Raw genomic sequence first — 24,033 nt, forward strand, 5'->3', positions numbered from 1 at the left:
CCACTGGGCCCACCGGGCGGGGGCGCTGAGCCAAAGCCACCCCGCGGTTGATCGTGCTGCGGAGTCGGGGTGTCGCGATGCGGGCCGCTGCCCGGGCCTTCTGCGGGGCTCCCCGGACTGTCGGAGGGGGGATGCGACGCTGCCGGGTTCTCGCCGAATTCGGGGTCGGGGCGCTCGGTCATATTTTCGATCCTATCAGCGGGTATGCGCGATATCTGCGCTAGTTTCGTAGTCCTGGATTTTCGTCATCATTGCTGGTCAGGGTGTTTTTGTTGGCAGTGTCTCCGCCCCCGCCACCGGTGAGAGGGTGTCGTGCTGAGTAAGGGCGTCAGCACGTGAGAGCGCCGGGCCCGGCGCAAACGTACGTATCAGCACCCAGGGTGCTTGGCGCGCAGAGGCGGTGGTGATATGCAGTGGCTTCAGCGCCGAGTCGTTGAGCTCGATGCCATACCGCACGCCCTGATCGGAGATCCACCACAGCGCGTCGCGGCTCACCGATACCGGATCGGCGTTGGTGCTCATCACCAAATTCGTTGCGTCAGGGGCGATATAAACCTGGTCGGCCTCGACTGCCGAACTGTCGGCGCGCGCGTCTTTGACCAAGTGCACCAGCCGGTCATCCGACCCTGGCGGAGTGGGCAGTCCTTGACCAGAGAGCACCTGCACCTTGGCCGACTTATCGGTGGAGCCTTTCGACCACGCCAGACAGGTGGTTCCGTTGATGTCGGTGTCGACTAAGTGCAGCCGGGTCGGCGGATAGTAGGACACCGGCAGTGACTCCACGACCGGAATGGCGGCGAGGCGGTCAGGAGAGACCACCACCGGGGCCAGGTCACCGAACGAGTTCGCTGAGCGCAGCAGCGAGGCCACGAAAGGCGAAATGTGTTGAATCCCGTTGGTTAGCAACACGAATAACTCATCTCCGGACTGCTGCACGTCGTGCACCGACAGCACCGAACCAATCGGCGCGGGACGTCCCAGATCCCATGGCGAGGGTTGTCCGGCGTTAGCGATGGCGGGAATGATCAACGGATCAGTAGCCGGGATCGCGTCGTAGAGTGCGTTTGACATTGGAATTGGTTGCGGTGCTGAGGAATCCACGCCCAGAGCCAAAGCCACTGATTTGTTGGAGACATCAATCTCGGAGCGGTGCCCGTCCCAGATGACCACGGTTTTATCGCCGTGGCGGGCAAGCACCGCGTTGGGCATCGTCAGTGGTGCTGAGCGCCGGCCGGTCAGTGGCCCCGCGATCGCGGTGACTACAGGTGCTTGGCCCGCGGACTTGGTGGCCGTTGCTGTGGGGGCGCTGTCACACACCGCCCACTGTGATTCCAGGCCGGTGCGCACTGGCATTTGCGTTGGTGCGCCGACGATTCCAACCATCGGGCCTTGCGGGTACTTGGCCAGCTCGGCGGCTTTGACAAACGTAGGGTTGGCGTCTTCGCCGGAAATGAGACGGGCGCTGATTAAATTCAGCGCGGGGTGTAAACGGTTGTCGACCATGACATATATTGCCCCGGTGTCACGGTCGGCCAGGATCTGTGACTTGCCCACCTGTCCCGCAGGCTTGATGTAGGCCATGAGAGCGGCCAGCCCGATCATGACAATGGTCAATGTATATCCCAGCACGAGCGCTGATATACGGCGCTGTTCAGGGTCATAATCCAGACGTACACCGTGATGGCTCAATGCGGCCGCGTTACGCCGATTCCAGAAATAGTGCGCCGTAACCTGCAATCGCGACGTGAGATTCAAAGCCATGAGGCAACCTTACCGGCGCTCTCTACACGAAATCTGCGCTAATTGGCCAACCCCAGACAAACGCTCGGCGCGTCTATTACACCAGCTGTGGAGCGGAGAGCAGGTTGGCCAGATCGTCGCGAAGGCCTGACGCGGTCGTGGGCCAAATGCTCATCCATTCCTTGCCGTCAGCACCAGTCGTCGTGGTGAAACTGATCCGCCCGTACTCAGTGTCGGCCACCGTCAACACGCGCGGATGGGGACGCACGTCGGGGCAATGATCAATGACGGCTACCACCGCCATCGCCGATTGATCCAGACGCGACGCCGCCTGCACTACTTCGACTTCCCATGGGCCCAGACCGAGCCGGCGCAGCGCCGCCGCCATTCCTTCCGGTGTTTGGTCGGCCGCGTCGATCGCCATTTGCATCATGTCCTTGGGCACATTGATGCCTTCAATATCGGCGGGCGGGTGCTCACCGAACGCGGGCACCAGCATCTGGCACATGAGCTCCACTTGGCGAGTGGGCTCATCGCTTTCGCCGACTCCGCCGATCACCATGTCGTCGCCATCGCGGGCAGCCATCGCCAAATAACGACCGTAACGGCACACCACCATCGTTCGCTCATGCACCGTGGCGGGGCACTCGTGCGTGGCCGGCTGATCCGGTCGGCGAATCGTCAGGACCGCCTCGCGCTCGGCGCGGCCGAGCACTGTCATCCAGTCCCGCACTGCAGCGTCGACCCGGCCATGCTCGTCGATCACGCCCGCCTGCACCAAGCTGTGATACTGCGCGGTGTTGGCCAGGGGAACCTTTCCCGCGTCGGTGTCGACGAGCAGATCGGAGTGCGCCGAGGGGATGTAGGGCTTGAGATGCAACGTGACCGGCATGCGCTCGACACCCAGCAGGGCTTGTAGCGCCCACACGCATTCGACTGACGTGTTCAACACGGCAACATCACCTCATCATCAGCTGGCACGCAAGAGGGGGGCCGCCGCAGCTGGCCCCCCTCCGTACGGTTCCGACGGTTGAATCTGACCTAGATCGACTGGAAGCTCTGCCCCACGGTGCTGTCGGCGGCTTGGAACGCCTGCGAGGCACCGTCGATGGTGTCGCCGTGGCGGAAGATGACATCCTTGCCGTCCTGGATGCCCTCGTTGATCAGCTGCTGTGCCTGCGCGTAGGCCTCTGCACCGTGCGGGCCGGAGAAGAAGTCCCGCGAGGACGCCAGCAAGTTGTGGGCTTCTTGGCCAATCGAATCCAACTCCTGGGCGAAGCTGTGCATGCTGGCCGTCATGTCGGCCAGACCGGCCGGGTGGTAGATCATGGGTCCTTCGGACATTATGAGTTCCTTTGCTTGTAGTGGCGAAAAAGCTGTTCCGATTGGGGTCAGGTGAAACGCAGGTGGCCCGCCACCGACGCGATGTGCTGCTGGGCTTCGGAGTCGGTGTTGTGGTACTGCGACGCACCGCTGCGCAGCAATTCGTTGACCGACTGGAATCGGGTCTGAATCTTGTTCTGCGCCTCGTGGATTTCCTCGGCGGTCACCAAGTTCGTCGACCCGGCACTACCGCGCAAATACTGCGCCGAATTGCCGTGCTGCACCAGCTCGGAATAGCGGGACAGAACATCTTGTGCCCGGTGGGACAACTCGTCCATCTGTCCGGCCAGGGCGACCACTGAACTCTGGTCGACGTGAATGGGTTGTGACATCTAAATTCTCCTTGCAAAAAGTGTTGTGCCGTCGGTGGTGATTCTGAGTCTAAAAGCCCGGCGAGGGGGTCTCAGACGCTTTTTTCTCAGACGCGTTGCCGCTCCCCCCTACTCGACCCTGACCGCTCGGTCACCTGCATGGTCCGGCCCGGGCGCTGCGGTTCCCCGCCAGCGCCTTCACGGCCGCCCAGCGCGCCTGGGGCGCCGAAGAGTCCGCCGCCCGTGCCGGCCGGCCGCGGCGACGATCCGCCCGCAGTCTCCGACGAACCCTGCCAACCACCGGGCAACGTCGGTGTGGTGGGGGTACTAAAACTGCTGGCTGGGCGGACAAAAGTGCTCGATAACGCAGAGGAGCCGGTCAACAAGCCACCGCCGCCACCGCCAGCAGCGCCCAAGCCGCCCATCGAAGCCCCCGCCGCAGCAGCTTCGGGTCCCAGGCCGCCAGCTGCCGCCCCGTTCAGACCATTCATCGAGGTCAGCGGGCCTAACATGCTGGAGAACATTTGAGGGGCTTGCCCCAGCATGGACGGCAACTGTTGACCGGCTGACGTGAACTGGCCGAATGTCGATCCCATCTCCCCGAACAGGCCACCGGCCTGACCGGCCATCGACGTCAAAATCGAGGTTGGTTGTGACTGGCCGTCAGCCGTAGTGGTCATCGTTTTCGCGCCGGCCTGAAACGCGCTCTGCCCGCCGGTCTGACCCACATCTTGTGCGACGCCCAGGGCGGGGCCTAGCGGATTGGAGGCCGTCGGTGACAGGGGAAACGGCTCAGATATCGCCCCCAGGGCGGTGGTCACCACCCCGCCGTATTGAGTGCGGGCCACGGCGTTGGTCACCCAGAAATGCCCGTAATACTGCGCATCCAGCGAAATAATGCCCGGGGTGTTCTGCCCGAACGCGTTCGTACTGACCAAGCCTGCCTGAGTGGTGCGATTCAACAGACAAGCTTCGGCGGGGATCATCTGCTCGACCGCGGCGGTGTGAGCTGCGGCGACCTCAGCAGCATGGATCTGGCCCACACGGATCCACGCTGACGCCGCCAGGCAGACCTCCATGAATTCGGCGGCGCTCATTTGCATCATTTCGCCGCCGGGCCCCTGCCAGCCCACCATGGCGGTGGTTGATGTGGTCAGCCCCATCGCGGTCAGCTCCGCGATCAGCATGTCGGCCACGGATTCGTAGCCGGCCGCCGCCTCGACCAGGCTCGCCCCGAGATCCCCCGCGATCATCAGGGTGTGATTGACTTCCGGCGCGACGGCACCGGCGTCGCCCAATGCGGTCATCGCCCCTGCTTCCCCCGGGTCTACCTAGATAACTAGCGACGCCTCGTTGACGGCGTCCATCGCGGTGTAGGCCACGCCGCTGCTGGCGATGGTCTGGGCGAACAACGAGCGGACAAGGGTCAGCTGGGTCAGCATTGCGTCCGTGGCCGCACCATGGGCGGCGAACCCGGCCGCTGCGAGGGCCGAGGCGTCTTCGCCTCCCGGCGGCAGAACCGCGGTCACAGGGCCCGCAGCTCCTGCCATGGTCCCGCCCATCGTGGCCGCGCCACCCTCTTCGGCAGCCGAGGCCCCAGCCAAGACCGGAGCCGCGATCAACAGTGGACTCGACATAATCCAGCCTCCCCAGAGAAATAATTGGTCCGTGGTGTCAGTCTACGGCCCGCACGGACACAGTTACGACGGAATATTAGTCCGAAAGACCGATCGCCGCCGGACAACTTGTTAGGCCCGCGAAGTAATCGCGCAATCGCGATCCGAAACGCTCGCCGCCACGCCGAGAGCTGATGCACCTGCGATATCCAGTTGCGTACGACATTCGGTGACCTGTGATTCTTAACGCCGGCCGTCCCCGCTCACCCGGGCGGAGGCGGGTTTTAGGTCGCTGCGCGTAACGGCTTGGCACTCGTCGACTACCGGCGGCGGCCAACGAACGGCGGTTCGGACCATCCCACAAGCACATTCGTGACGCTCGAGCGCCAGGCCAGCCGGCCTTTGCCCTCCCGTTGCGGCTCGGCGAACACCCCAGGAATGATCTGCCCGTGTTTGCGGTCCCCGTTCATGACCACAACAGGTGGCGTCATGTTCATGACCTTCCCCAGCACGCCCTGCCCAGATTGCGCGTGAAAACTGAATTGCGCAATATCAGCGGTGGTCACAATATGAAGGCCCAAATCCTCTGCCTCAGGAACATATTGGGCCAGCGGCATCAATGGACTAGAGGCCCCAGGCCACGCCGTACTCCCATCGATGATCACGAACAATTCGCGGCCCTCCCAAAACCGCTTAGTAGCCAAATCTTCAGGAGTGGCATTTGCCGGCGGCCGGCGCTGTTCAAGCACCGCGGCCAAGCTCTTGACCACGTCGGCGATATGAGATGGATTCTGCGCATAGGCCGACAGCCACTCATTCGGCGGTACCACTCCGATATTGGCCCGCTTGTGCTCCAACAAAATGATGGTCGCGTCCTCAGGACGATATGCGCGCATGATGCCCAGCATCATCGCGCGCAGCCAGGAGCTCAGGCCGCACAACGCCATGCCTGTGGCCACCGCATGGGGATGCTCGAAGAAGTCGATCGTCGCCGGAACCAGCGGTGCGCCCGGCAGATTCGACTCGGCAAGACCAAACGGCACCACCCCGGCCGGAAGCGGCTCGGTGATCCCGGCGAACACGTCCTTGAGGAGAACCTTCTCAGGCAGCCGCGCCACCGCGGCTGTCTTGGCGACCCCGGCAACGCGGCGCACCACCGCGCTGAGCTCGTCGCCCTCGAGTCGGCGGCCCGGCACTTCGGGCGCACCGCTTTCGCTCGGAGGATGCGCCAACGCCGGCCACCCGACCATCAAGTGATGCCCATCTGGGGTCAGCCCGCGCCCGGGCCGGTCGGGGACCTCGCGGGCCGGGTTGCGTTCCGGGTCGGCACGGTCACGCTTGACGGTGGTGTCATGCTCTTGGACCAGCTTGAGCTCGAGGGTCAGACCGGTCTCGGTCTTCACACCGGTGGAAATCCCCGACAGGGTACTGGTGTGGCTATAAATCACCCGCACGCCGTAGTTACGCGCTCGCATCAGCGCGGCCACCCGCGGCGCCAGATTCGTATAGGTCTCGGTGAAGTTCTTCCATCCGTCGATGATCAAGACGACGTCTCCGCCGTCCACCGACCGTGCCGCCTCAACGTCGCTGACCGGCGTGGCATCGGCATACTGATCGGCACCAAATTTCGCCACCCGGACCTGGTCCATATCGAGACGTTGTGTGGTGAAGGCCTTGTCGCGCTCGTTGACGATCGCTTCGACGGTCGCGATGACGCGGTTGACCCCCTCGCTGTCCGTGCCGGCCACCACCGCGGCCACATGCGGAAGATCCGCCACGCGCGCTAACTGCGGGCCGCTGGCCGCGATGCAGTAAAACTGCACCCGCTCCGGGCGGTACAACAGCGCCGTAGAAGTCACCATCGTCATCAACGCGGTGGTCGCCCCGCGCGTCGGGGCGCCCACCACCAGCACATTGTCGCGCAGCACATCCATGCAGTACGGCTCTTGACGGGCCCCGCGGGGGTAGTCCGCCAACGCGACCGGCATGAACAATCCCGGGTTGTTGCCGTAGTCCACATGCCACGGGCGACCCCGCCAGCGCTCCACCAACTCATCAGCTGGCATTGGATCGCCCAGTACCGGCAGCCAGATGGGGCGCGGCGGCCGCTCTGGGCCTGCCTGCAACGACTCGGCGATCGCCGTCACCATCTTGATCGGCTCGTGCCCCGGAGTCGGCCGGGGTTCAGGATCGGCACTCGCCTGGTCGACGAGCTCAGGCTCAGGTGCCAGACGGCCGTCAATGTCCTCACTTTCGTCGACCGTGAACAAACGCGGAACGAAGTCGGTGGCCGCCCTCTGCGGTGCCGGAGCGCTGCCCGCGGACTCATCCGGGGGGATGAAATCAGCGGAGGTGAAGAAATAGCGGAACTTGCGTGCCTCGCGCAGCGCCACCCGCAGATAGGCGGTGCCTTCCTCGCCCCGCGGAGCGATGTGGGCGGCCCGGGCATCGCCAATCCCGGCTTTGGACTCCTCCTCCGTGCCGGTACGCGCGGCCACGTTGTAGCCGAGCAACTTGGTGATGTCCCGCAAATTCTGGGTGTCCTTGGTCTGGCCCACCAACTTCAAAAACACGTGCAAAGACCGGCCCACTCGCGCGATCCGCAGATACAGTTTGCGGAACTTCGGCCCCCAGATCGGGTCGGCGAACACCTCGTTGTATTCATCGGTGATCACCCACAACACCGGGATCGGCGGCAAGGTGGGATCCACCAGCCGACGCCGGTTGTAGCTCGTCACATCCGGGCAATCATCAAGGGCGGCAAGCATTTCACCCCGGCGATCCAACTCACCATCGAGGGTGTCATACAGCCGCCCCAGCAAATGGCGCTCTTCATACAGGTTGCTCACCGCGGCCACCACATGCGGGAACCGGCTAATCGCGCCGGCCGCCGAGCGCAGCTTGAAGTCGGTGAACACGATGTTGAGCACCTCAGGGGAGTGCGTCAAGCAGGCCGCGGCGATCTCGGTGATCAGGCCTTCAGACTTTCCGGCGCCGGTGGTGCCGATGAACAAACCGTGCATACCCATGCCGCCCTGCGCACCCTCACGCAGATCCAGCCATACAGTTTCCCCGGTGTCGGCGTAGAGCCCGATCGGGAACCGCATCCAGCCGGGCCCTTGAGACCGGGTGGCCGCCCACAGCCGATCGGTGTCCAGGTGACGAGGATCGCGAATCCCCAACACGTCCAACACATCACGCTCGTCGAGCTCTTTGACCAGCGAGACGCTGGTCGAGCCTTTGGCGCGATAGCGGGCCAGTGAGCGTGCAAATCGCTCCGCATCATCAACGTCCATCTGATCGGCGACCGCGTAGAAGGCCTCCTCGAGCTCGTCGGATCTGGTGTCCGACGAGGCATACATGGCCGCCGCGTGCTGTTGCTGCTCACTGAGCGGCACCTGCTTGCGGAGCACTCCCCCGTCGATGCGGTAGGTCGTCTCGGGCGAGAACCCCACCCACTGTTTGGCGCCACCGCCCAGCGAGCCACTCGGGCGCGGCGGGACCCGCTCGGCCAAACGGATAAAGCACGTACTGGCATACCCCAACGCGCCAGTCAGCCCCGCCCAATCCTCCGGCGTTTCACAATGATCATCAACAATCACCCGAAGCGGTTGCGTCCCAACGCCGGCCGACATCCCGCTCGACGGTGGTGACCACGAATCACGCGAGCCATCGGGATCCTCATCGAAAAACGCCTCTAACTCCGCCGGCGAGGAAAACAGCATCCGGCGCTCACCGCAGCCATCCCGCACGCTGGCATGCTGCAGATGGGGAAGCCACTTCGCCCAATCCCATTGGGTTGGCGCGGAACTCACCACAATGATTTCCAGATCGGTGGGGCTGTGAAACGCGGCCAGCTGGCATAACATCGCGCGCACCAACGCGCGTCCCTGCTCGAGGTTCCCCACGATCCCGATGCCCGGAAAGCGCTGCAGCCATACCGCTTTGGGGACGCCATCGACATACTCCTGGGCGTTCAAGAACTTACGCAGCGCATGCCCGGTGGCCGGCTCCAGATCGGCGGCCTGGGCGATCTCAGGCTTTTCCAGCGTCATCGCCAGCTTCACCTTGCCGACACCGACGCGCACCACCGAGAACATGTCAGTTCCCGGCTCGCGATCCCACATCCGCACCGAGCCCGCCACTGAAATCAAATCCTCAGGTGCCCAGTGGAAATGGCAGCGATGCTCCCACTGCTGTCGGCGCTGGACATCCACAATGTCGCGAGTGTCGTCTTGCAGCGAGAACCACTTGCGCCGCCGAGACGTGAGCTCGCCCCACGACATTTTGCGTGATGCCCCCCGGTTGCGCACCACCATGCCGATCGCGCTAAACGCGGCCATCCCGCCGAAAAGACCGAAACCACCAGCCAATTGGCGCGCCCCAGAGGCGTACATCACCACGATCAAGCCCACGATTCCGACCAGCAGCACGACCGGCAACACTATGCCCCAGATGCTTCGCGGCGGAGGGACCGGCGCCACGATCGGCGGCTCTAATTTGATCTTGCCGCCACCAGTCTTCGGCGGGCGGACAGGATCACCCGGACGCTCAAATTTATGAGTGGTCACTTCACCACCCTAACCTGCGCCCGCGTCTAAATCTGCGCTAAATTCCGTGCCTCAGACATCGCCCATCGGGCCCATACTGGGCCCTGCGAAACCCGCACCTAGTTGCGCTTTTGACGCCGCTCTCGGATCAGACCGTCACGACGGCGGATTGCCCAACGCCCTGAATCTGGGTCGCATTGTGGTCGTCCTGAGCCTCCAGGGCGCTCACCGCCGTTTGCGAAGTCCCCTGCAGCGCCGGGCCCACACGGGCGGCCTCGGCGGTCATCGTCGCGGCACGGGTGCCCATCGTGGCCGCCAACCCCGTCCACGCGACATCAAACGGCGATCCCGGAACCGCGGCCGGAATCGCGCTCGGCGACGGAGCGGTCCTCGCCGAGGTTCCCGCCACCGTAGAAGCAGCCTCCAGCAACGTAGGCGGAGTTACCTTAATGACCTGAGCAGGCATCTCAGCCCTCCCCTATCTCGTCGTGCACGCCGATCTTCCCCTCGAAGACCATCGCTTCAAGCTGCGCCGCGGTCCGCGTCAACTCCGCCGTCATCTCACGGCTTTGCCTATCCATGTGCTCGAACAACTTGGCACACGCGTCATCCAACAACGGGGCCGCCGTCAGTGGCGGGATTACAGGCACCGCCGCTGCAGCCTTGCCGGTGAGTGCCGCGATGTCGACCAGCTCGCTAAAAACTCGGCCGTCCATCAGCTGCCCTCGCCGTTCGTGTGATCCACAATCTGGCGGGTTAGATACGCGATCTCGGGATACTTAATGCCCCGCCCGCCCGTCTCGCCATCCAGGTTCCACAGCAGCAAAATCTCAATCAAACGGGCCAAATCGAAATAGGCACGGACATGCGGTGAGGCGCCATCGCGGCTAACCAAGCCCGGCCGCAGACTCGTGCCCATCCCGACCGACTCAAAGTAGGCGCCCTCCAACGCAATCCAGCGTTCCTGCTTCACCGGTACGCCGCTGCGCAAGGTCCCCATGATTTCCCGAATCACCGGCGCCACCGCCAAGTCACGCACCGCGCCGGCGCGACCAAGAGCGGCCTCGGCCGCCTCCTGCGTCATCCGCCACGCCTCGGAAGGATCCGGCAATGGACCATCCCCGAAACCAAGCAGTCGGGCATACAGGGCGCGATCGACCGTCTCCAGTCGATGCATGTGGCTCTCGTCGAGCGGCATCGGTGGATCCGTTTCTTTTATGGGCGACAAATCCACCGGGCAATCGTCAAAATGAGGGACACCGGCCGCCCGCGCTGGCACCGAGGAGCCGCCGTAACTTGTCGAGACAGCCAGCGCCCACAACTCCACGCTCGGGCTGTTTTTGGTGGCGAGCTCAGCGTAGGCCAGCATCGTCTCGGCCGGATTGGCCCAGCTAAACCACTTCGCCCGAAACGCCGGACTCAGACTTGAATCCGCGAACAGCATCCGCGCCGAACGCGGCACAAACACACCGGCCGGAATGTAGCCTGCGCCATCGCTATTCACCACCACGGTCTCGACACCGGACTGCGTGCGGAACACCCCCACGCACCAGTCCATAAACAGGTACTTGCTCTTCTGGGAAGCATGCAGCAACTGATAAACCAGCTGCGAAGCCGACTCCAACAAAGGATCCGGCCGCGATGAGCGAACCCCCTCGGTCGCGGCCCCCGCACTCGCGCCCACACCGGAACCCACCACGCCCGGAGGAAGGGGTGCCACCGGCGCAGACGCCGACGAGCCGCCCGAAGCCGATGGAGCAAGCGGCGCACCCGATGCAGGGCTTACCGCCGCCCCCGCCGAAGCGGCCACCGCCGTACGTGGGACGTCAGAGCCGAACGGAGGCAACGGCCCGACCGGCCCCGCCGGCACACCACCCCCGCCCGGCGGGGAAGGCGGGGCCACCGGTGACGACACAGCCGGTGCACCCGCCGACGCAGCGACAGGGGCCGGCCCCGGCGAATACGCGCCCGCCGGAGCCCCGCTCGCCGGCACAGCAGAAGGCTGCGATACCGGAGGCGCGATTGGGGCAGGAGCACCACCAAAACCCGCGCTTAAACCGCGGGAGAAATCCGTGGGAGCCGCCGAAGGCGGCGTCACTCCCGCACCCCCCGGAGAAAAATTCGTCGGCGTCAAACCCTGCGGCAAACCACCGCCGCCAGGGATTCCGCCACCCAAACCGCCCGGAGTCTCCGGCAACTTAAACCCACCACCACCAGGCATTCCGCCCCCAAGACCGCCACCACCCGGCGGGAGTCCGCCGCCCCCACCGCTGCCACCAAACGGCATAGGCGGCAGGCCGGTTCCCCCTCCTTCGGTCTGGCCCGCTTTTACCCGCGGTTTTGGACCTCCGGGCCCGTTATTTCCCGCCCCGGTCACGTCGCCCGGCGCCGGTTCCCCCGGCCCATTTGGTTGAGCACCTGGTGTGTTACCGCCTCCTTCGGCACCGCCTCCCTTTGTTCGCGGACCGCTCCCAGGGTCTGGTGGCGGCGATTGGGGGACCTTGTCCCATCCGGCCGACATGACCTTTGTGCTGCCGCCACCCGGGCCGCCGCCGGTCTCTTTTGGATCGACAGGGTCACCACCGCTTTGCCCGCTTGTCGGCTTGGACGCGGGACCGCCGCCCGGAGTGAGCTGAGGGGCCAACTTTCCCACCGCGGCAGTCGCGGTCGCAGACTTGGCCATCGCCTCGCCGCGCGCCTTGGCTATGACCTGGCCGATCTGCGACAACGCCAGCAGGCCAGTTCCGAGCCGGGCTTGTTCCTCTAAACGCGCAATCTCTTGGTGCGCCTTCAAATCGATCTGATCGAGATCTTCGCGCAAACCGTAGGCGAGCCGTCCAACCTCCTCTGATACCCGCGACATCCCGAACCACTCATCTGCATGTCCGACGTACATTGTGGCGATACGCCCGCAGGCCTGGACAAAACCGTCCGCCACATGGCCCGAAAGTTCGGCGGCAACCCGATTAGACGCTCCACGTACGACATCGGCTAGATCGAGATTCTTGATTCCTTCGCCATGTTGCGCCTCAGAAGTGGCTTGGACACTTTGAGGATCGGTGTGCGGCCAAGACCCTCCCAGGATCACCGCGGAGTACCGCCTATGCGGCATGCCCGCCGGCGCGCTCATCCCTACCATTTGATGCCGAGGTCCCAGCAAGTCACCTGCGGACCGTTGTAGGCGCCCAAGCTGTCATCCCAGATGTTCTGGTCGTACGCTTGCCACGGGCCAGCTTCAAGGTCTGACACCAAGTTCCGCCGGTCATCAACGTAGCGCTGCAGTGTCCGGTGGAAGTACGGGTCGACATCCGGGTGACTATCAATAATCGGTTGCAAACGACCTAGTAAGTCTTTTTCAGCGCTGAGAAATTTCGGCATCTCCGCGTTCCAACCGGGCGAACCTGCCGGTGCCTGGCTGGAAAGTGCCTTCGATATGCGATCGCTCTCCGCCATTAACGGAACGATCGCATTGCACAGCGCCTTGTTCGCGGCGGTGGTGTCGACGGGATTGGAGCGCGCTGGCGGTGTGGATGCTGACGGGGTTCCTGCGCTTGGCGCCGGCGAAGCTGAGGGCCGCACGAGGCCGATGATGCCCACAACAAGCGCGGCGGTAGCGATCAGGATTGCTATTCCGATTGCAATCGCCGAAGCCTTGCCGCTCGCGCTTCGCGGCGGAAGAGCCGGCGGGTACGGCCAATTTGGGCCTGGCGGAGCTGACTGAGGCATCGAAGGAGCGCCGGGCAGGACGGGGTCCTGCCGCTGCCCTGCTTGTGTCCCGGGCTGCCCGTGATGCGTGGTCGTCATTGTTCAAGCTTAAAGGCTGGAAGCAGGGCTGGCCACGGAAAACTCATGCCATAACGAGCGCGCTCAACGCTTGCTGTTTAGCGTGAGCGGGCTGTGTCGCACCGGTGCGCTATTACGGCGCCCTGCGACGTGGCCATTGCTACCACTTCACGCCAAGGTTCCAGCAAACGGTCAATGGGCCGTTGTACGCAGATAAGCTGTCATTCCAATCGGTCTGGTCCTAGGGCTGTGGAGGTCCTTCCTCAAGGTCGGCAACGAGATACCTGCGATCATCTACGAATCGCTGCAGTGACCGACGTAGGAACGGATCGGCACCATTGTGCCCGTCAATTACTGGTTGAATGCGTCCGACCCAGTTCTTCGTATCGCTCACGAATGTTGAAATTCCTGCGCGATACGTCGGACTGCCGGCTGGGCCAAGATTCGAGTAAGCCTTCGAGATTCCGTCGCTCTCTGTCATCAATGGAGCAATCGCGTTACAGAGCGCGTGGTTGGCCGTAGTCGGATCTGCAGCCGGTGTTTGTGATGGCGGCGCAGACGTTCCTATAACTGGCGCGGCTACAGTTGGCGGCTGCATAAGCCCGATGATGCTGACGACGAGCCCGGCGAGAGCGACGAACATCGCTGCAATCGCTGTGCCGAGGGCGATGCCGACTGCCCTGTTTCGTCGCGGTAGTGCCGGCGTGTTTTGCCAATTCACGGTCTCATCTTAGATGCGGTTACACACCAATCCTGGCGGGAAATCTGTCCCTCGCTGCAGGATCTCACTCCCGGTGCGCGGGTCCACACTCAGATTACCTGTCGCTGACGGGGATTCGCCTGGAGCGTGTGAAAGATTGTGCACGGCGGGCATTTCAAGAGCTGTAGGGTTGGAGACGCCCCACCACAGTGGGGCCGAAAGGGCTCGGCGACCTCCCACTTCAGCCGAGCCCTTTCAACTTTTCTTGCCTACCAACAGGTCTCGTGTGCGCGTGGATTACTTTACGGATGGGGTGCTCGCTTTGCGACGCGGAGATCGGGGGCTAGTGCGTGCAGTTAAAGGATTTCGCCGCGCATCTCGTCGACGCCTTTGTTGCCGGCGGCGAAAAGGCTGTTGAGCTTTTTCTCCAGCTGCAGATTGGTCATGACGTTGCCGATCGCGTCGGCGATCCGCACCTCAAGTAGGCGCCCATCGAAACCCAGCGTCAGCGACACCAGTCCCTCAGGGTCATCGACGCCGGCCCGCAGGCTATCGAGCTCGTTGAGCAGGTTATCGAGCTGCGCTAAGGTCGCCGCGGTTTCAGTCTGGTTGAACTTCACCTTCTCGGCATCACCGAGGTTGTTGAACTCGTCGTCGGCGCTGATGGTCACGACGGCTCCTTGGGCGGGCGGGTCACCAGGCGGCGCACGACCGGGCCGGACACCTCGGGTGGGTCGTCATCGTCGGGCGGTTCAGGGTTCCGATCCCGCTGGGTCGCGGCGGAAGCCACCGACAGCCGGCTAGTGTCGACGCGCCCAGTGACGTCCTCGGTGTGCGGGATGTCGCGCACAACGACTTTACGTTCCCTGTCCTTATCACCTTTGCCGCCGGCACCGGCACCACCAGGTGCCCCGCCGAGACCACCCATGCCACCCATCGGCATGCCCATCGGGCCACCGCCCCCCGACGCGCCGCCGCCAGGGCCAGAGCCCTCCGTGGCACCCACCGGTGTGACCGCCGGGGTTGGCGGCGCGCCGGTTGACGGGGCAACACTGAGCTCTCCGGCGCCGCTGGCCGGCGTGGTCGGAGCGGGATCACCGCCCCCACCACCGGCCGGGTCCCCACCGCCCGGGGCCGACTCACTCCCCAATCCCGGGGGATCCATCTTCGGCTCCCCCAGACCTGACAAACCCTGGGTCGCCGCCTGGATCGCCTGTTCGCCGGCTTGTAAGACAGCCTGCGGTCCCTTCGTCACCGCGCCCAATGCACCGCCGATCAGCTCGCCAGCGCCACCGAGCAGCGCTGGCAGCAGCTGCGGTATCAAGCCCGCCGCACCGCCGCTTTCCTCCGGCAGCGGATCCGCGGACGGATCTGGGCCCAGACCCGTCCCGTCGTCGGGGCCGCTCGTCGTTGGATCGGTCGGGGCCTTAGGCGTGGTCGGCTCTTGATCCGTTGGATCGGCCGTCGGCTGATCCGTAGGCGGGGTGCCCGGGTCCTGGCCGCTGGTGTTGGCGACGGTGCGCACGTGATAGGGCGGATAGTTGGTCACCGCTTGAGTGTCGAGCTTGTTCTTATCGGCGACCGCCTGAGCCAGCTGCGTCGCGTGTTTACCCCCGGAAGCCGCATTGGCGACAGCGATCGTGTGCACCCGTTGTTGAGCGGTGGTGAACTGCTGCGGAGTCGGGACAGCCTGACGGACTTGAAATTGGTTGTCCGCGTGGTCATTTGCCTGCTTGACCAGAGTTTGAGCGCGCTTACTGTAGGTCTCAAGGCCCTTGGCGAACTTCAGCAGGTGGTGGCTGACCGCCGGCGTGGACACCGGCCCCTCCAAGGTGTCCGGCAACTGGTGCACGGAGTCCCGGATCAACTGAGAGGCGTCATGCGTCGCGGTGGCGACCCTCGACCAGGCGCTGATAAACGGTTCCCCGCCGCTGACATCACCCGAATGCACCGCCACCGAGATGGCCTCTGGGGGCATCGGCGGGGGCGGCCCGATCGGTACTCGCACATCGGGAGGCACAGGCGGCGCGGGAGGGGCCGAACCGGGAACACCGGCCGCGGTAGCCCCACCCTTGTTCAAGGTCGCAAGGGCGGTCGCGTTGTTGGCGTCGGTTTCGACGAATGTGATCGCCGTCCCGGTCAGATGCTCAATGGTGCCCACCAGGGCGGTGATATGGGCGACCAGCGCTGCCGTCAGTTCGGTGCCGGCAGTGGTCAGCCTGGTCGCCGCGCCGAGGGATGCCGGGTCGGCGGCCAGCGGCGCGTGCGGTACTCCACTTCCGCTCAGGCCTTCCACCGCGGCGAGCAGGCGCTGCGCAGCGGCAATCAGCCCGGGTGCGTCGACCTTCATGGCATGTTCCTAGAGACTTCTGAGCCGAGTGCGGGCCTGCTCGAGGTCCTCGTGCGTGGCCATCCAGGCGATCGCGTCGGCGGGGGTGCCGCGCTGTTCGAACTCGGCGCGCAACGCCACCTGCCCCTCGAGGTAGGCGACGTCGGCGCAGGCCTGGATGCGTTCGGCGATTTCGTGGCCGCGCAGATCCATTACCGGCGGCTCCAGCTGGACCCCCAACACCTGACCCGATCCCGCCACGCGCACCCACACCGTTTCGTCGCGGGTGTTGGCGGTGTATTCCCGGTCGGCGGCATCGGTGGTCATAGTTGCTTTACAGCTGTCGGAGGTGCTGGGAATTCTGCTCGTCGACGACAGTGTAAGTGGAGGCCGCCCGCCGAAGCTCATCGCCGGCATTGCGATGGCGACTCGCGTGCTCCGTCAGCGCATTATCGCGATCGATCAACACGTCACTGACTGCCGCTTTAACTTCGTGCATGATCGGGCCGAGGGTTTCCACAGCGGCATGGATGTCGCCGCCGCGTTCGCGCGCGGCTTCGACGATGCGAACGACCTCGTCGTGATTGCTGGCGACCTCGTGCAGCACCTCGGGATCGGTGCGGATCGGCTCGGTCATGGCTGGTGTGTTCCTTTCCTAACTTGATGATTTCAGTGTCCCTGCTAGCGGCTAATCATGGATGGCCTTTGCAGCTATCCGCTGGCCGGTACCGGCGCCGATGCCGCCAGCGGAGGCGCTGAGCCCCCCGGCGGCGCCGAGGCGACCGGAGGGATAGCGGGTGCCGGTTGGGCCGCTGCCGGCGGTCCGCCGTGGGGTACGGCATTGGTAGCCGCGGCGGTGGGGTCGATCCACCCCATAAAGTCTGGGCTCGAAGACACCGATTCCAGGGGAACCACCTGCCCGTTGACATAGGCCTTGACCGAGCTCAAGACCGGCACGTAGTGGTCCTTGAACATGGCCAAGTCCCCACACGTGAGCCGGCTCGGATCGACCGGGTTGGTCACCGGTGTCCCAGGTGGCGGCAGCTGAATGTTGTTCTGGCGGTAGGCCGCATCGACGGTTTTGCCGGCTAGATAGTCACGGATGGCCTGCGCGGACTGCGGGCTGCGCGCCGTCGACGTCGATCCGTCGGGCAACTTGACCGTCGGCGACGCCGGAGCAGGCGGCGTCGCGGCGGTGGGCGGATCCCCCGGTGTGGAGTTGCCGGCATTTTGGCCCTGCTGCCCCGGTTGCCCAGAGGCGCCCTGCGCACCGTCTGGCGGTGTCGTGGTGTCCGTCTTGCCGTCCTTGGTGTCCTTGCTGTCTTTGACATGCTCGGCGCTATCGCCGGTCTTATCCGGGGTGTCTGAGGGGCGCTCGTGATTGCCCTGATCACCCAGGCCAGATGCCAAGCCCACCAAGGGACTTGCCGCACCGGCCAGCCCACCCAAGGAATCCAGCGGGCTGCCCCCGGCTCCCCCCAGGCTGCCCAGCGCGGGCAACATCGAGGCCAGCGACGATAGCGGGTCGCTGCCCAGCGGGCCGCCACCGAGCATGTCCGACAACCCGGGATCGGACATATCCGGTGCACCAACTGGCCCGGGGTCAGCGGCAACCGGGCCCGGGTCGGGTTCAGCAGGCGCACTCGGCGCCGGGGACGGGGTGGATTGTCCCGGGTCAGGGTCAGCAGGGCTTTGCGGATCATCGGTGCTGCCGGCACCACTGTCGGCTGCATACAACGCGGCCAGCGCCTGGGCGGCCTTGCTTTGATCCTCAGCGCTCAGTCCCCCGGCGGCGAGCAAATCATTCGTCGCACCAACCTGATTGCGCAGAAACGTCAGAAACGCCCGCTCGCCGGCCGGCGTATCCATGGCCATCGTCGGGTTGTTGACCGCCTCGACGATCTTCTTCTGGATGTCGTTGAGTTTCTGCTGACCCGCGGTTGTGGTGGCGTGCGCATTGAGCAGCACCTCCGACAGTTTCTCCTCGGCGTCACTGATCTTGGTGTAGTGATTCTTCAGTTCCTGCTGCAGTTTCTTCACCGCGTCAGCGGCCTTGCCTGACTGCTGCTCATCGGTGGCCAGCCCGCCGTCGCCGGGATGCGGTGCCGGATCGCGCGGTTTGTTGGCGTTGTTGAATTGCTCCTCGCTGATCGCTGCACTGTTCTTGTCGAAGAACGCCTTCTTGCCGTTCGGGTCCAGCGTGTAGTAGTCGCCGTTGGCGTTCTTTGGCGTCAACAACCCGGTCTTGGGGTCGTTATAGAAACCGTTGTCGCTGCTGGGAACACCGCCCAGCTGTGGTCCGATCTGCTGGCCATTGGCGTTCACGGGTGCGTAGTGATCACCCAACTTGCGGTAGCCCGCGGGCGGGATCGGCGGTCCCTGCTTTCCGTCCGGGCCTACCAAAGAAACTGTGCCGTCATCATTTTGGGCCCAGTTCTGTTTGGTTCCCGCGTCGTGATAGACGACTGTCCCGTTGGCGGGCAGCCCCGTGCCGTCGCCGAATACCAGATGGCGTTCATCACCGACGTTGTCAGTGCTGTAGTGAATGTTGGGGTCGCCATACGTTTGTCGCGCATGATCCAACACCCGGGCCCAATACGGGTCATGCTTGCTGATGTAGTGGGTGTGATCGGACGGCATCGCCCAACCCGGCTCTGACCACCCCTCGCCGCCGCCCTTGTGGTCCCAGACGCCCCACGAGGTGTCGTCGCCGAAGTGCTTGGTGCCCATGAATTATCGCCCGTCCCCGTCGTCAGAAGTGGCCAAGGCCAAGGTCGTCTTCAAGATCGCGGCGCGGCGCGAACACCGGCGGCTCCGTAGGGGGCACGTCGCCGCCGAAGACATGCCGAGCGTGAGAAACAACTCCCAACACCTGCTGGGCCTCTTGCTCCAAACGTGAATTCACCGCCGGTCCTTTCGTGGAGGTGATTTGAGCCTAACCCCGTCAGATGACCCGCTCCTGCACAATTTCCGGGGCTCAAGCCGTCATCGCTCGCACTGGCCGACGAGCGATGTAACGCCCAGGCAGCGGAGCGACTCTGACCACATCACCAGAGGTCGGTGCATGCACCACCTGGTGATCTGAAATCGCCAACTGCACATGCCCAGGGCCGCCGCGGCCACCCTCACCGAAGGCGTCGAGCGGGAAAATCAGATCCCCGGCCCGCACCTGCCCGGGCGGCACCGCGACACCCTCCTTAATCTGGGCATACGTGTCGCCACCGAGCTGCACACCAGCCTGGCGCCATGCCCACTGCGTCAGCCCGGAACAGTCAAAGCTGTTGGGGCCCTTCGCGCCCCACACGTAGGGTCGACCCAGTTTACTTAGCGCCGCCTGGGCCGCCCCCGTTCCCGGCTCGCCGGGCACATTACTGGCCCCGCTCCATGAGTCGACAAGCCTCGAATGCGGATTGCGTGATCCGCGGCCGCCGAAACCACCCAAACCCGATAAACCAGACAGCATGGGTGTCCCGCCCCCGCCGCCGCCAAAACCCCCGCCGCCAAAGGGCATCCCGCTCATCGGCATGCCGCCCATACCGCCTCTGCGGCGCGCATAGAGCATCGACCGGATCCTTGCCGCGAGCTGCGCGTCCCGAGCCTTGTGCGCCTCGACGATCTGTTGTTGTTGGGCGACGCGGGCGCGCAGGGTGGCGATGAGGGCGCGTTGGCCGGCCGGGGTGGACGAGACCGGGGCCAACGTGGTGGTGTCGTTGGCGGCGCCGTTGACGACATTGCCGGAGTTGGTTCGACCCGTCCAATCCACCTGCACCGCATCGTGTATCTGGGTGCCCAACCGGTTATCGGCGGTCGAGACAGTCCCCAAGCCGGGGCCGGCGTCGGCGGCGAAGGTGTGATAGGTCGCCGGCAGCGCACCGGATAACCCCGACATGCGGTGGTGGCTGTGGCGCACCAACTCCGCAGCACCGGCCAGCGCTGAACCACTGTGCCCGGCGGCCACCCCACCACCAAAGCCCGGCTGGCCGAACAACGCATGCCCACGGTGCAGCACCTGGCCCACGTGCCTTACCAGCGCCTCAATCGACACACATCAAGTATCAACGCCCCCACACCCCACCAGATGCACGTTTTTCGGGCTCAGCATGCAGAGTTCGGTAACTCTACGTCGAGCAACTCCCGGAGGAATTGTTCAGGCGCATCGAGGAAGTCCCGGGTGATCCGATAGTGTTCGGTCTCCTTATACGCGACTGGGCTGATGCCGCTGTCTGTGCACGCGTAGATGGTCGCGCCCGGGTAGGCCATGAGGATCGGCGAATGCGTCGCTATCAGAAACTGTGAACCATCGCGAACGAGATCGTGGATGCGTGCTAGCGCGGCCAGCTGGCTCGTCGGCGATAACGCTGCTTCCGGTTCATCAAGCAGGTACAGGCCATTAGCGGTGAATCTCTCGACCATCAGCGTCAGGAAGGATTCACCATGGGATTGTTCATGCAAAGAACGGCCACCGTAGGCGCCGGTGATGATGTCGGAGCCAAGCTGATCGACTTGTGTCGCAACATTAAAGAAGCTTTCCGCGCGCAAAAAGTAGCCTGTGCGGGGTTTGCGCGTACCCCGTGCAATGTCGAGATAGGCGTGCAGGTTCGAGTGGGATGCTCGAGTCGTGAAGTTGAAGTGACGGCTTCCACCTTCGGCGTTGAAGCCCAGCGCCACGGCAATAGCCTCTAGGAGAGTTGACTTGCCGGCGCCGTTGGCGCCGACGAGGAAGGTCACCTGAGAATCGAACTCCACCGTGCTCAAAGACCTGACCAGCGGCAGCGAGAATGGATAGACGTTGAAGTCGTCGACCGCGCTGCGCGCTAATCGAATGCGCTTCAAATAGATCGACACCGCACCACCTTTTCAAACTTCACTGTTACTCACGCGCCCCCGGCGTTAGAGGTATGTGGGCGGGTCGCTTGACCCGGTGCACGTAACTGTCTGGGTCTTCCACCTCGCACATGGTGTGTGTCTTCGCATCCCATTGATAGGCGCCCGCATCGTGAAACGCCTGAAAGAGATCCACGACGTGATCTGGGTTGTAGAGCTCAAGTTGGTCGGCCGCTCTATAGACGGTGCTGGTCACTGTCCCACCGTTGTACGACCGAATGTGAAACGGCGTTCGAAAGAGCCGGTCACGGACTTCGTCGCGGACGTCGGCGTCAGCTGCGCTGATGATCGCTCGGAAATTCCAGACGGGTTCATCGACCATGGCGATCCTTCCTCAGTCTGCGACGATGCGTCGCTTTTAAGCTTTGTCGACGATGAACGAGCCCGCTACTCCCCCGGGCCCCGCCAGGTGGCACTCCCATTGCTGCCAGGGATACAGGACTCTGCGGAACGTAATCCAGGCCTCACATTCGTTCATCGAGTTGAATAACCTGTACGCCGTCGACGGGTCCCATATGTCGCCCGGGCCTTCGCCGGGCATCGGAGCCTCTGGCGCGTCCTTGGGGTATCTCAGTGCGCGGATCTGAGCGGCTACCGCACCACCTTGTTGCTGGGTGGTTTGGACAACCTGGGAGGCCTGCTGAAGCTGGCCGCGCAATGCGCTCAGGATGGCACGCTGCTCGGCGGGTGTACGCGCGGCGACGGCGGCCTGGGTGGTGGCACGGGTCTGGGCGGCGATCGCATCGAGGCGCTCCGCGCCGGCGTTGGTCACCGCGGCGGCGTCCACCACTCGTGTGGTCAAGCCCGCGTCGCTCGTCGACGCGGTCATTAGCGGTGGGATCGACCGGTCCACCATGTCGCGGTAGGACGGCAGTCCTGATCCGCCGGCCATCTCGAGCGTACGGTCACGCCCCGCCCTGGCGAGTTGCACCGCGTCGGCGATGAGGGTCGACGTCTGGGAATCGCCCACGCTGATCGCCGGACCGAATAACGCGCGGGCCCGCGCGATCACGGCCTGCACAGCAACACAGGTCTGCACCAGCGACATACAACGATTATCCGGCCTACCGACGACAACAGCACCAAAATCTACCTCGCCTACTCGCTTGTCCATCTAGTCGCGCGCCGGCGCGTCCGAAGCGGATAGGTCGGCCAATTCCCCCTTTGGGTACACACGTCACGCAAGCCGACCCGGCGGGCGCTTTCATACCCTTGAATCCTCGGATATATGCACCTACCGTTGTAATGCGTCGAATTTAGGTTCTACGGTCCCTTGGCCGCTCAGACCATAATTCCTCCTCCGCCGCCGCGACCGACGATGTCGTGATACATGGCGGTGGCTCTTTGGTGCTGTCGCATAATCTCGCTTAAATACCCTTGTCGGCCATGGGAATACGCCGCTTGAGCGGATGCCTCTCCGGGCCGTTGTTGGAGCCAGAAGATCGATTTCCAAATGTCGGGTGATCGCGGGCCGCCGTGATGGTCGAGCCGATTGAAAAACTCCGAGATCGCCAAGTTCGGATTACGCCGACCTGGATATGATGCGTCTTGCTGAAAAATGTCTTCCCACAAACCATTCGGACTCTTCGCCCGCGGATTCAAATTGCTTTCCTGCATGGCATCGGCCAAAATCGCCGTCGTCTGATATGGGGAGTAGCCGCGACGCTGGGCCTCATGAATGATGGCCGATGCCACCTCGCGTGGACTCGAATTAAGCGTCAGCGCACCCAGTGGGGTCCCGACCGGCCCTGTCGGCGCCCGCAACCCCGCGGGTGTCCCAGGCCGTGAATCCGATCGGCGGCCGAGTGCGGCGATCGGGCTGACTAACCCGCCTAGGCCACTCAATCCGCCACCGCCGCCTGCGCCGCCACCGCGGGCGCCTCCGCCTGCGCCGAGAGGCATTCCGCCCATGGGCATCCCGCCGCGACCGCGGCCGCGGCCGCGGCCGTATGAAAGCGAGCGCAGCACCGCTGCCAGTCGCGCATCACGTGCGATGTATTCCTCGACGATCTGTTGTTGTTGGGCGACGCGGGCGCGCAGGGTGGCGATGAGGGCGCGTTGGCCGGCCGGGGTGGACGAGACCGGGGCCAACGTGGTGGTGTCGTTGGCGGCGCCGTTGACGACATTGCCGGAGTTGGTTCGACCCGTCCAATCCACCTGCACCGCATCGTGTATCTGGGTGCCCAACCGGTTATCGGCGGTCGAGACAGTCCCCAAGCCGGGGCCGGCGTCGGCGGCGAAGGTGTGATAGGTCGCCGGCAGCGCACCGGATAACCCCGACATGCGGTGGTGGCTGTGGCGCACCAACTCCGCAGCACCGGCCAGCGCTGAACCACTGTGCCCGGCGGCCACCCCACCACCAAAGCCCGGCTGGCCGAACAACGCATGCCCACGGTGCAGCACCTGGCCCACGTGCCTTACCAGCGCCTCAATCGACACACATCAAGTATCAACGCCCCCACACCCCACCACACGCACCATTTCAGCCGTCTTCACCACCGACCTGCGAAGGCCCGCGCAGTATATGTGCCCTGGCGTACGCGGCGGCTGCACAATTTAGCGCACAGCAATACCGATGCACCCCAATACGATCCACCACATGAGAGCGCCCCGGGTTGGCGTTGCCGCGGCCGCTGAGGTGTTGTCGCTGTGTGTCGGCTGCAGCGTCAACTCCGCCGCCACACCCGCATCTGGCCACGTCGTAGGTAGCACCACCGGGACCTATCGGCTGATTCAA

At 64.2% G+C, this 24,033-nt stretch carries 22 protein-coding genes; all 22 read right to left on the minus strand.

Annotated elements, in window-relative coordinates:
• Positions 1–258: 258 nt before the first annotated feature.
• The 22 genes from eccB to AC5Y5B_RS20925 all read right to left on the minus strand — a co-directional run bounded on the left by eccB (position 259) and on the right by AC5Y5B_RS20925 (position 23,735).
• Positions 259–1,761, minus strand: a complete 1,503-nt coding sequence (eccB, locus tag AC5Y5B_RS20820; protein ID WP_500006259.1) for a type VII secretion protein EccB — start codon at positions 1,759–1,761, stop codon at positions 259–261.
• A 76-nt stretch (positions 1,762–1,837) separates the two neighbouring features.
• Positions 1,838–2,692, minus strand: a complete 855-nt coding sequence (locus AC5Y5B_RS20825) for an ESX secretion-associated protein EspG (protein ID WP_500006260.1) — start codon at positions 2,690–2,692, stop codon at positions 1,838–1,840.
• A gap of 89 nt (positions 2,693–2,781) precedes the next feature.
• Positions 2,782–3,084 (minus strand): WXG100 family type VII secretion target, encoded by a 303-nt coding sequence (locus tag AC5Y5B_RS20830; RefSeq protein ID WP_066988598.1) that lies wholly within the window; start codon positions 3,082–3,084, stop codon positions 2,782–2,784.
• Between the two features lie 47 nt (positions 3,085–3,131).
• Complete coding sequence (locus AC5Y5B_RS20835) at positions 3,132–3,455, minus strand: type VII secretion target (protein ID WP_066988599.1); 324 nt, start codon at positions 3,453–3,455, stop codon at positions 3,132–3,134.
• An 86-nt stretch (positions 3,456–3,541) separates the two neighbouring features.
• Positions 3,542–4,741 carry a PPE domain-containing protein gene (locus AC5Y5B_RS20840; protein ID WP_500006261.1) on the minus strand — a complete coding sequence of 400 codons (1,200 nt, stop codon included), beginning with the start codon at positions 4,739–4,741 and terminating at the stop codon, positions 3,542–3,544.
• 24 nt (positions 4,742–4,765) lie between these two features.
• Complete coding sequence (locus AC5Y5B_RS20845; protein WP_066988601.1) at positions 4,766–5,071, minus strand: PE domain-containing protein; 306 nt, start codon at positions 5,069–5,071, stop codon at positions 4,766–4,768.
• A gap of 299 nt (positions 5,072–5,370) precedes the next feature.
• Entirely contained in the window at positions 5,371–9,621 is a 4,251-nt protein-coding gene (eccCa, locus tag AC5Y5B_RS20850; RefSeq protein WP_500006262.1) for a type VII secretion protein EccCa, read from the minus strand.
• 127 nt (positions 9,622–9,748) lie between these two features.
• A complete protein-coding gene (locus AC5Y5B_RS20855; protein ID WP_500006263.1) occupies positions 9,749–9,907 on the minus strand; it encodes a hypothetical protein in 159 nt (52 codons plus the stop codon).
• A gap of 160 nt (positions 9,908–10,067) precedes the next feature.
• Entirely contained in the window at positions 10,068–10,316 is a 249-nt protein-coding gene (locus AC5Y5B_RS20860; protein ID WP_500006264.1) for a hypothetical protein, read from the minus strand.
• Positions 10,316–11,224 (minus strand): EspK C-terminal domain-containing protein, encoded by a 909-nt coding sequence (locus AC5Y5B_RS20865; RefSeq protein ID WP_500006265.1) that lies wholly within the window; start codon positions 11,222–11,224, stop codon positions 10,316–10,318. The genes AC5Y5B_RS20860 and AC5Y5B_RS20865 overlap by 1 nt, the downstream gene beginning before the upstream one ends.
• A gap of 1,508 nt (positions 11,225–12,732) precedes the next feature.
• The gene (locus tag AC5Y5B_RS20870) at positions 12,733–13,404 is read right to left on the minus strand and encodes a hypothetical protein (RefSeq protein ID WP_500006266.1); all 672 of its coding nucleotides are present in this window, start codon (positions 13,402–13,404) and stop codon (positions 12,733–12,735) included.
• 1,035 nt (positions 13,405–14,439) lie between these two features.
• Positions 14,440–14,754, minus strand: a complete 315-nt coding sequence (locus AC5Y5B_RS20875) for a hypothetical protein (RefSeq protein ID WP_500006267.1) — start codon at positions 14,752–14,754, stop codon at positions 14,440–14,442.
• A complete protein-coding gene (locus AC5Y5B_RS20880) occupies positions 14,751–16,433 on the minus strand; it encodes a PPE domain-containing protein (protein WP_500006268.1) in 1,683 nt (560 codons plus the stop codon). Before AC5Y5B_RS20880 ends, AC5Y5B_RS20875 begins: the two co-directional genes overlap by 4 nt.
• A gap of 9 nt (positions 16,434–16,442) precedes the next feature.
• Positions 16,443–16,739 carry a hypothetical protein gene (locus AC5Y5B_RS20885; RefSeq protein WP_500006269.1) on the minus strand — a complete coding sequence of 99 codons (297 nt, stop codon included), beginning with the start codon at positions 16,737–16,739 and terminating at the stop codon, positions 16,443–16,445.
• Between the two features lie 7 nt (positions 16,740–16,746).
• Positions 16,747–17,049, minus strand: a complete 303-nt coding sequence (locus tag AC5Y5B_RS20890) for a type VII secretion target (RefSeq protein WP_500006270.1) — start codon at positions 17,047–17,049, stop codon at positions 16,747–16,749.
• Between the two features lie 74 nt (positions 17,050–17,123).
• Entirely contained in the window at positions 17,124–19,142 is a 2,019-nt protein-coding gene (locus AC5Y5B_RS20895; RefSeq protein ID WP_500006271.1) for a DUF4226 domain-containing protein, read from the minus strand.
• A 22-nt stretch (positions 19,143–19,164) separates the two neighbouring features.
• Positions 19,165–19,317, minus strand: coding sequence for a hypothetical protein (locus AC5Y5B_RS20900; RefSeq protein WP_197515915.1), 153 nt, complete (start codon positions 19,315–19,317; stop codon positions 19,165–19,167).
• Positions 19,318–19,389: 72 nt separating this feature from the next.
• Positions 19,390–20,457: a C40 family peptidase gene (locus AC5Y5B_RS20905; RefSeq protein WP_500006272.1), complete on the minus strand. Its 1,068-nt coding sequence runs from the start codon at positions 20,455–20,457 to the stop codon at positions 19,390–19,392.
• A gap of 50 nt (positions 20,458–20,507) precedes the next feature.
• On the minus strand, positions 20,508–21,257 hold the full coding sequence (locus AC5Y5B_RS20910; RefSeq protein ID WP_066988617.1) for an AAA family ATPase: 750 nt from the start codon (positions 21,255–21,257) through the stop codon (positions 20,508–20,510).
• Positions 21,258–21,282: 25 nt separating this feature from the next.
• Positions 21,283–21,618, minus strand: coding sequence for a hypothetical protein (locus tag AC5Y5B_RS20915; RefSeq protein WP_500006273.1), 336 nt, complete (start codon positions 21,616–21,618; stop codon positions 21,283–21,285).
• A gap of 36 nt (positions 21,619–21,654) precedes the next feature.
• Positions 21,655–22,344 (minus strand): DUF4226 domain-containing protein, encoded by a 690-nt coding sequence (locus AC5Y5B_RS20920; protein WP_500006274.1) that lies wholly within the window; start codon positions 22,342–22,344, stop codon positions 21,655–21,657.
• A gap of 233 nt (positions 22,345–22,577) precedes the next feature.
• Positions 22,578–23,735 (minus strand): lysozyme family protein, encoded by a 1,158-nt coding sequence (locus AC5Y5B_RS20925; RefSeq protein WP_500006275.1) that lies wholly within the window; start codon positions 23,733–23,735, stop codon positions 22,578–22,580.
• Positions 23,736–24,033 lie beyond the last annotated feature (298 nt).

It is taken from the genome of Mycobacterium sp. NGS33 (genome assembly GCF_059812885.1).

Coding starts and splice junctions, on each gene's coding strand:
- eccB (WP_500006259.1), bottom strand. CDS start 1,761: ATGGCTTTGAATCTCACGTCGCGATTGCAGGTTACGGCGCACTATTTC.
- AC5Y5B_RS20830 (WP_066988598.1), bottom strand. CDS start 3,084: ATGTCCGAAGGACCCATGATCTACCACCCGGCCGGTCTGGCCGACATG.
- AC5Y5B_RS20835 (WP_066988599.1), bottom strand. CDS start 3,455: ATGTCACAACCCATTCACGTCGACCAGAGTTCAGTGGTCGCCCTGGCC.
- AC5Y5B_RS20840 (WP_500006261.1), bottom strand. CDS start 4,741: ATGACCGCATTGGGCGACGCCGGTGCCGTCGCGCCGGAAGTCAATCAC.
- AC5Y5B_RS20845 (WP_066988601.1), bottom strand. CDS start 5,071: ATGTCGAGTCCACTGTTGATCGCGGCTCCGGTCTTGGCTGGGGCCTCG.
- AC5Y5B_RS20855 (WP_500006263.1), bottom strand. CDS start 9,907: ATGGGCACCCGTGCCGCGACGATGACCGCCGAGGCCGCCCGTGTGGGC.
- AC5Y5B_RS20860 (WP_500006264.1), bottom strand. CDS start 10,316: ATGGACGGCCGAGTTTTTAGCGAGCTGGTCGACATCGCGGCACTCACC.
- AC5Y5B_RS20870 (WP_500006266.1), bottom strand. CDS start 13,404: ATGACGACCACGCATCACGGGCAGCCCGGGACACAAGCAGGGCAGCGG.
- AC5Y5B_RS20880 (WP_500006268.1), bottom strand. CDS start 16,433: ATGAAGGTCGACGCACCCGGGCTGATTGCCGCTGCGCAGCGCCTGCTC.
- AC5Y5B_RS20885 (WP_500006269.1), bottom strand. CDS start 16,739: ATGACCACCGATGCCGCCGACCGGGAATACACCGCCAACACCCGCGAC.
- AC5Y5B_RS20890 (WP_500006270.1), bottom strand. CDS start 17,049: ATGACCGAGCCGATCCGCACCGATCCCGAGGTGCTGCACGAGGTCGCC.
- AC5Y5B_RS20895 (WP_500006271.1), bottom strand. CDS start 19,142: ATGGGCACCAAGCACTTCGGCGACGACACCTCGTGGGGCGTCTGGGAC.
- AC5Y5B_RS20915 (WP_500006273.1), bottom strand. CDS start 21,618: ATGGTCGATGAACCCGTCTGGAATTTCCGAGCGATCATCAGCGCAGCT.
- AC5Y5B_RS20920 (WP_500006274.1), bottom strand. CDS start 22,344: ATGTCGCTGGTGCAGACCTGTGTTGCTGTGCAGGCCGTGATCGCGCGG.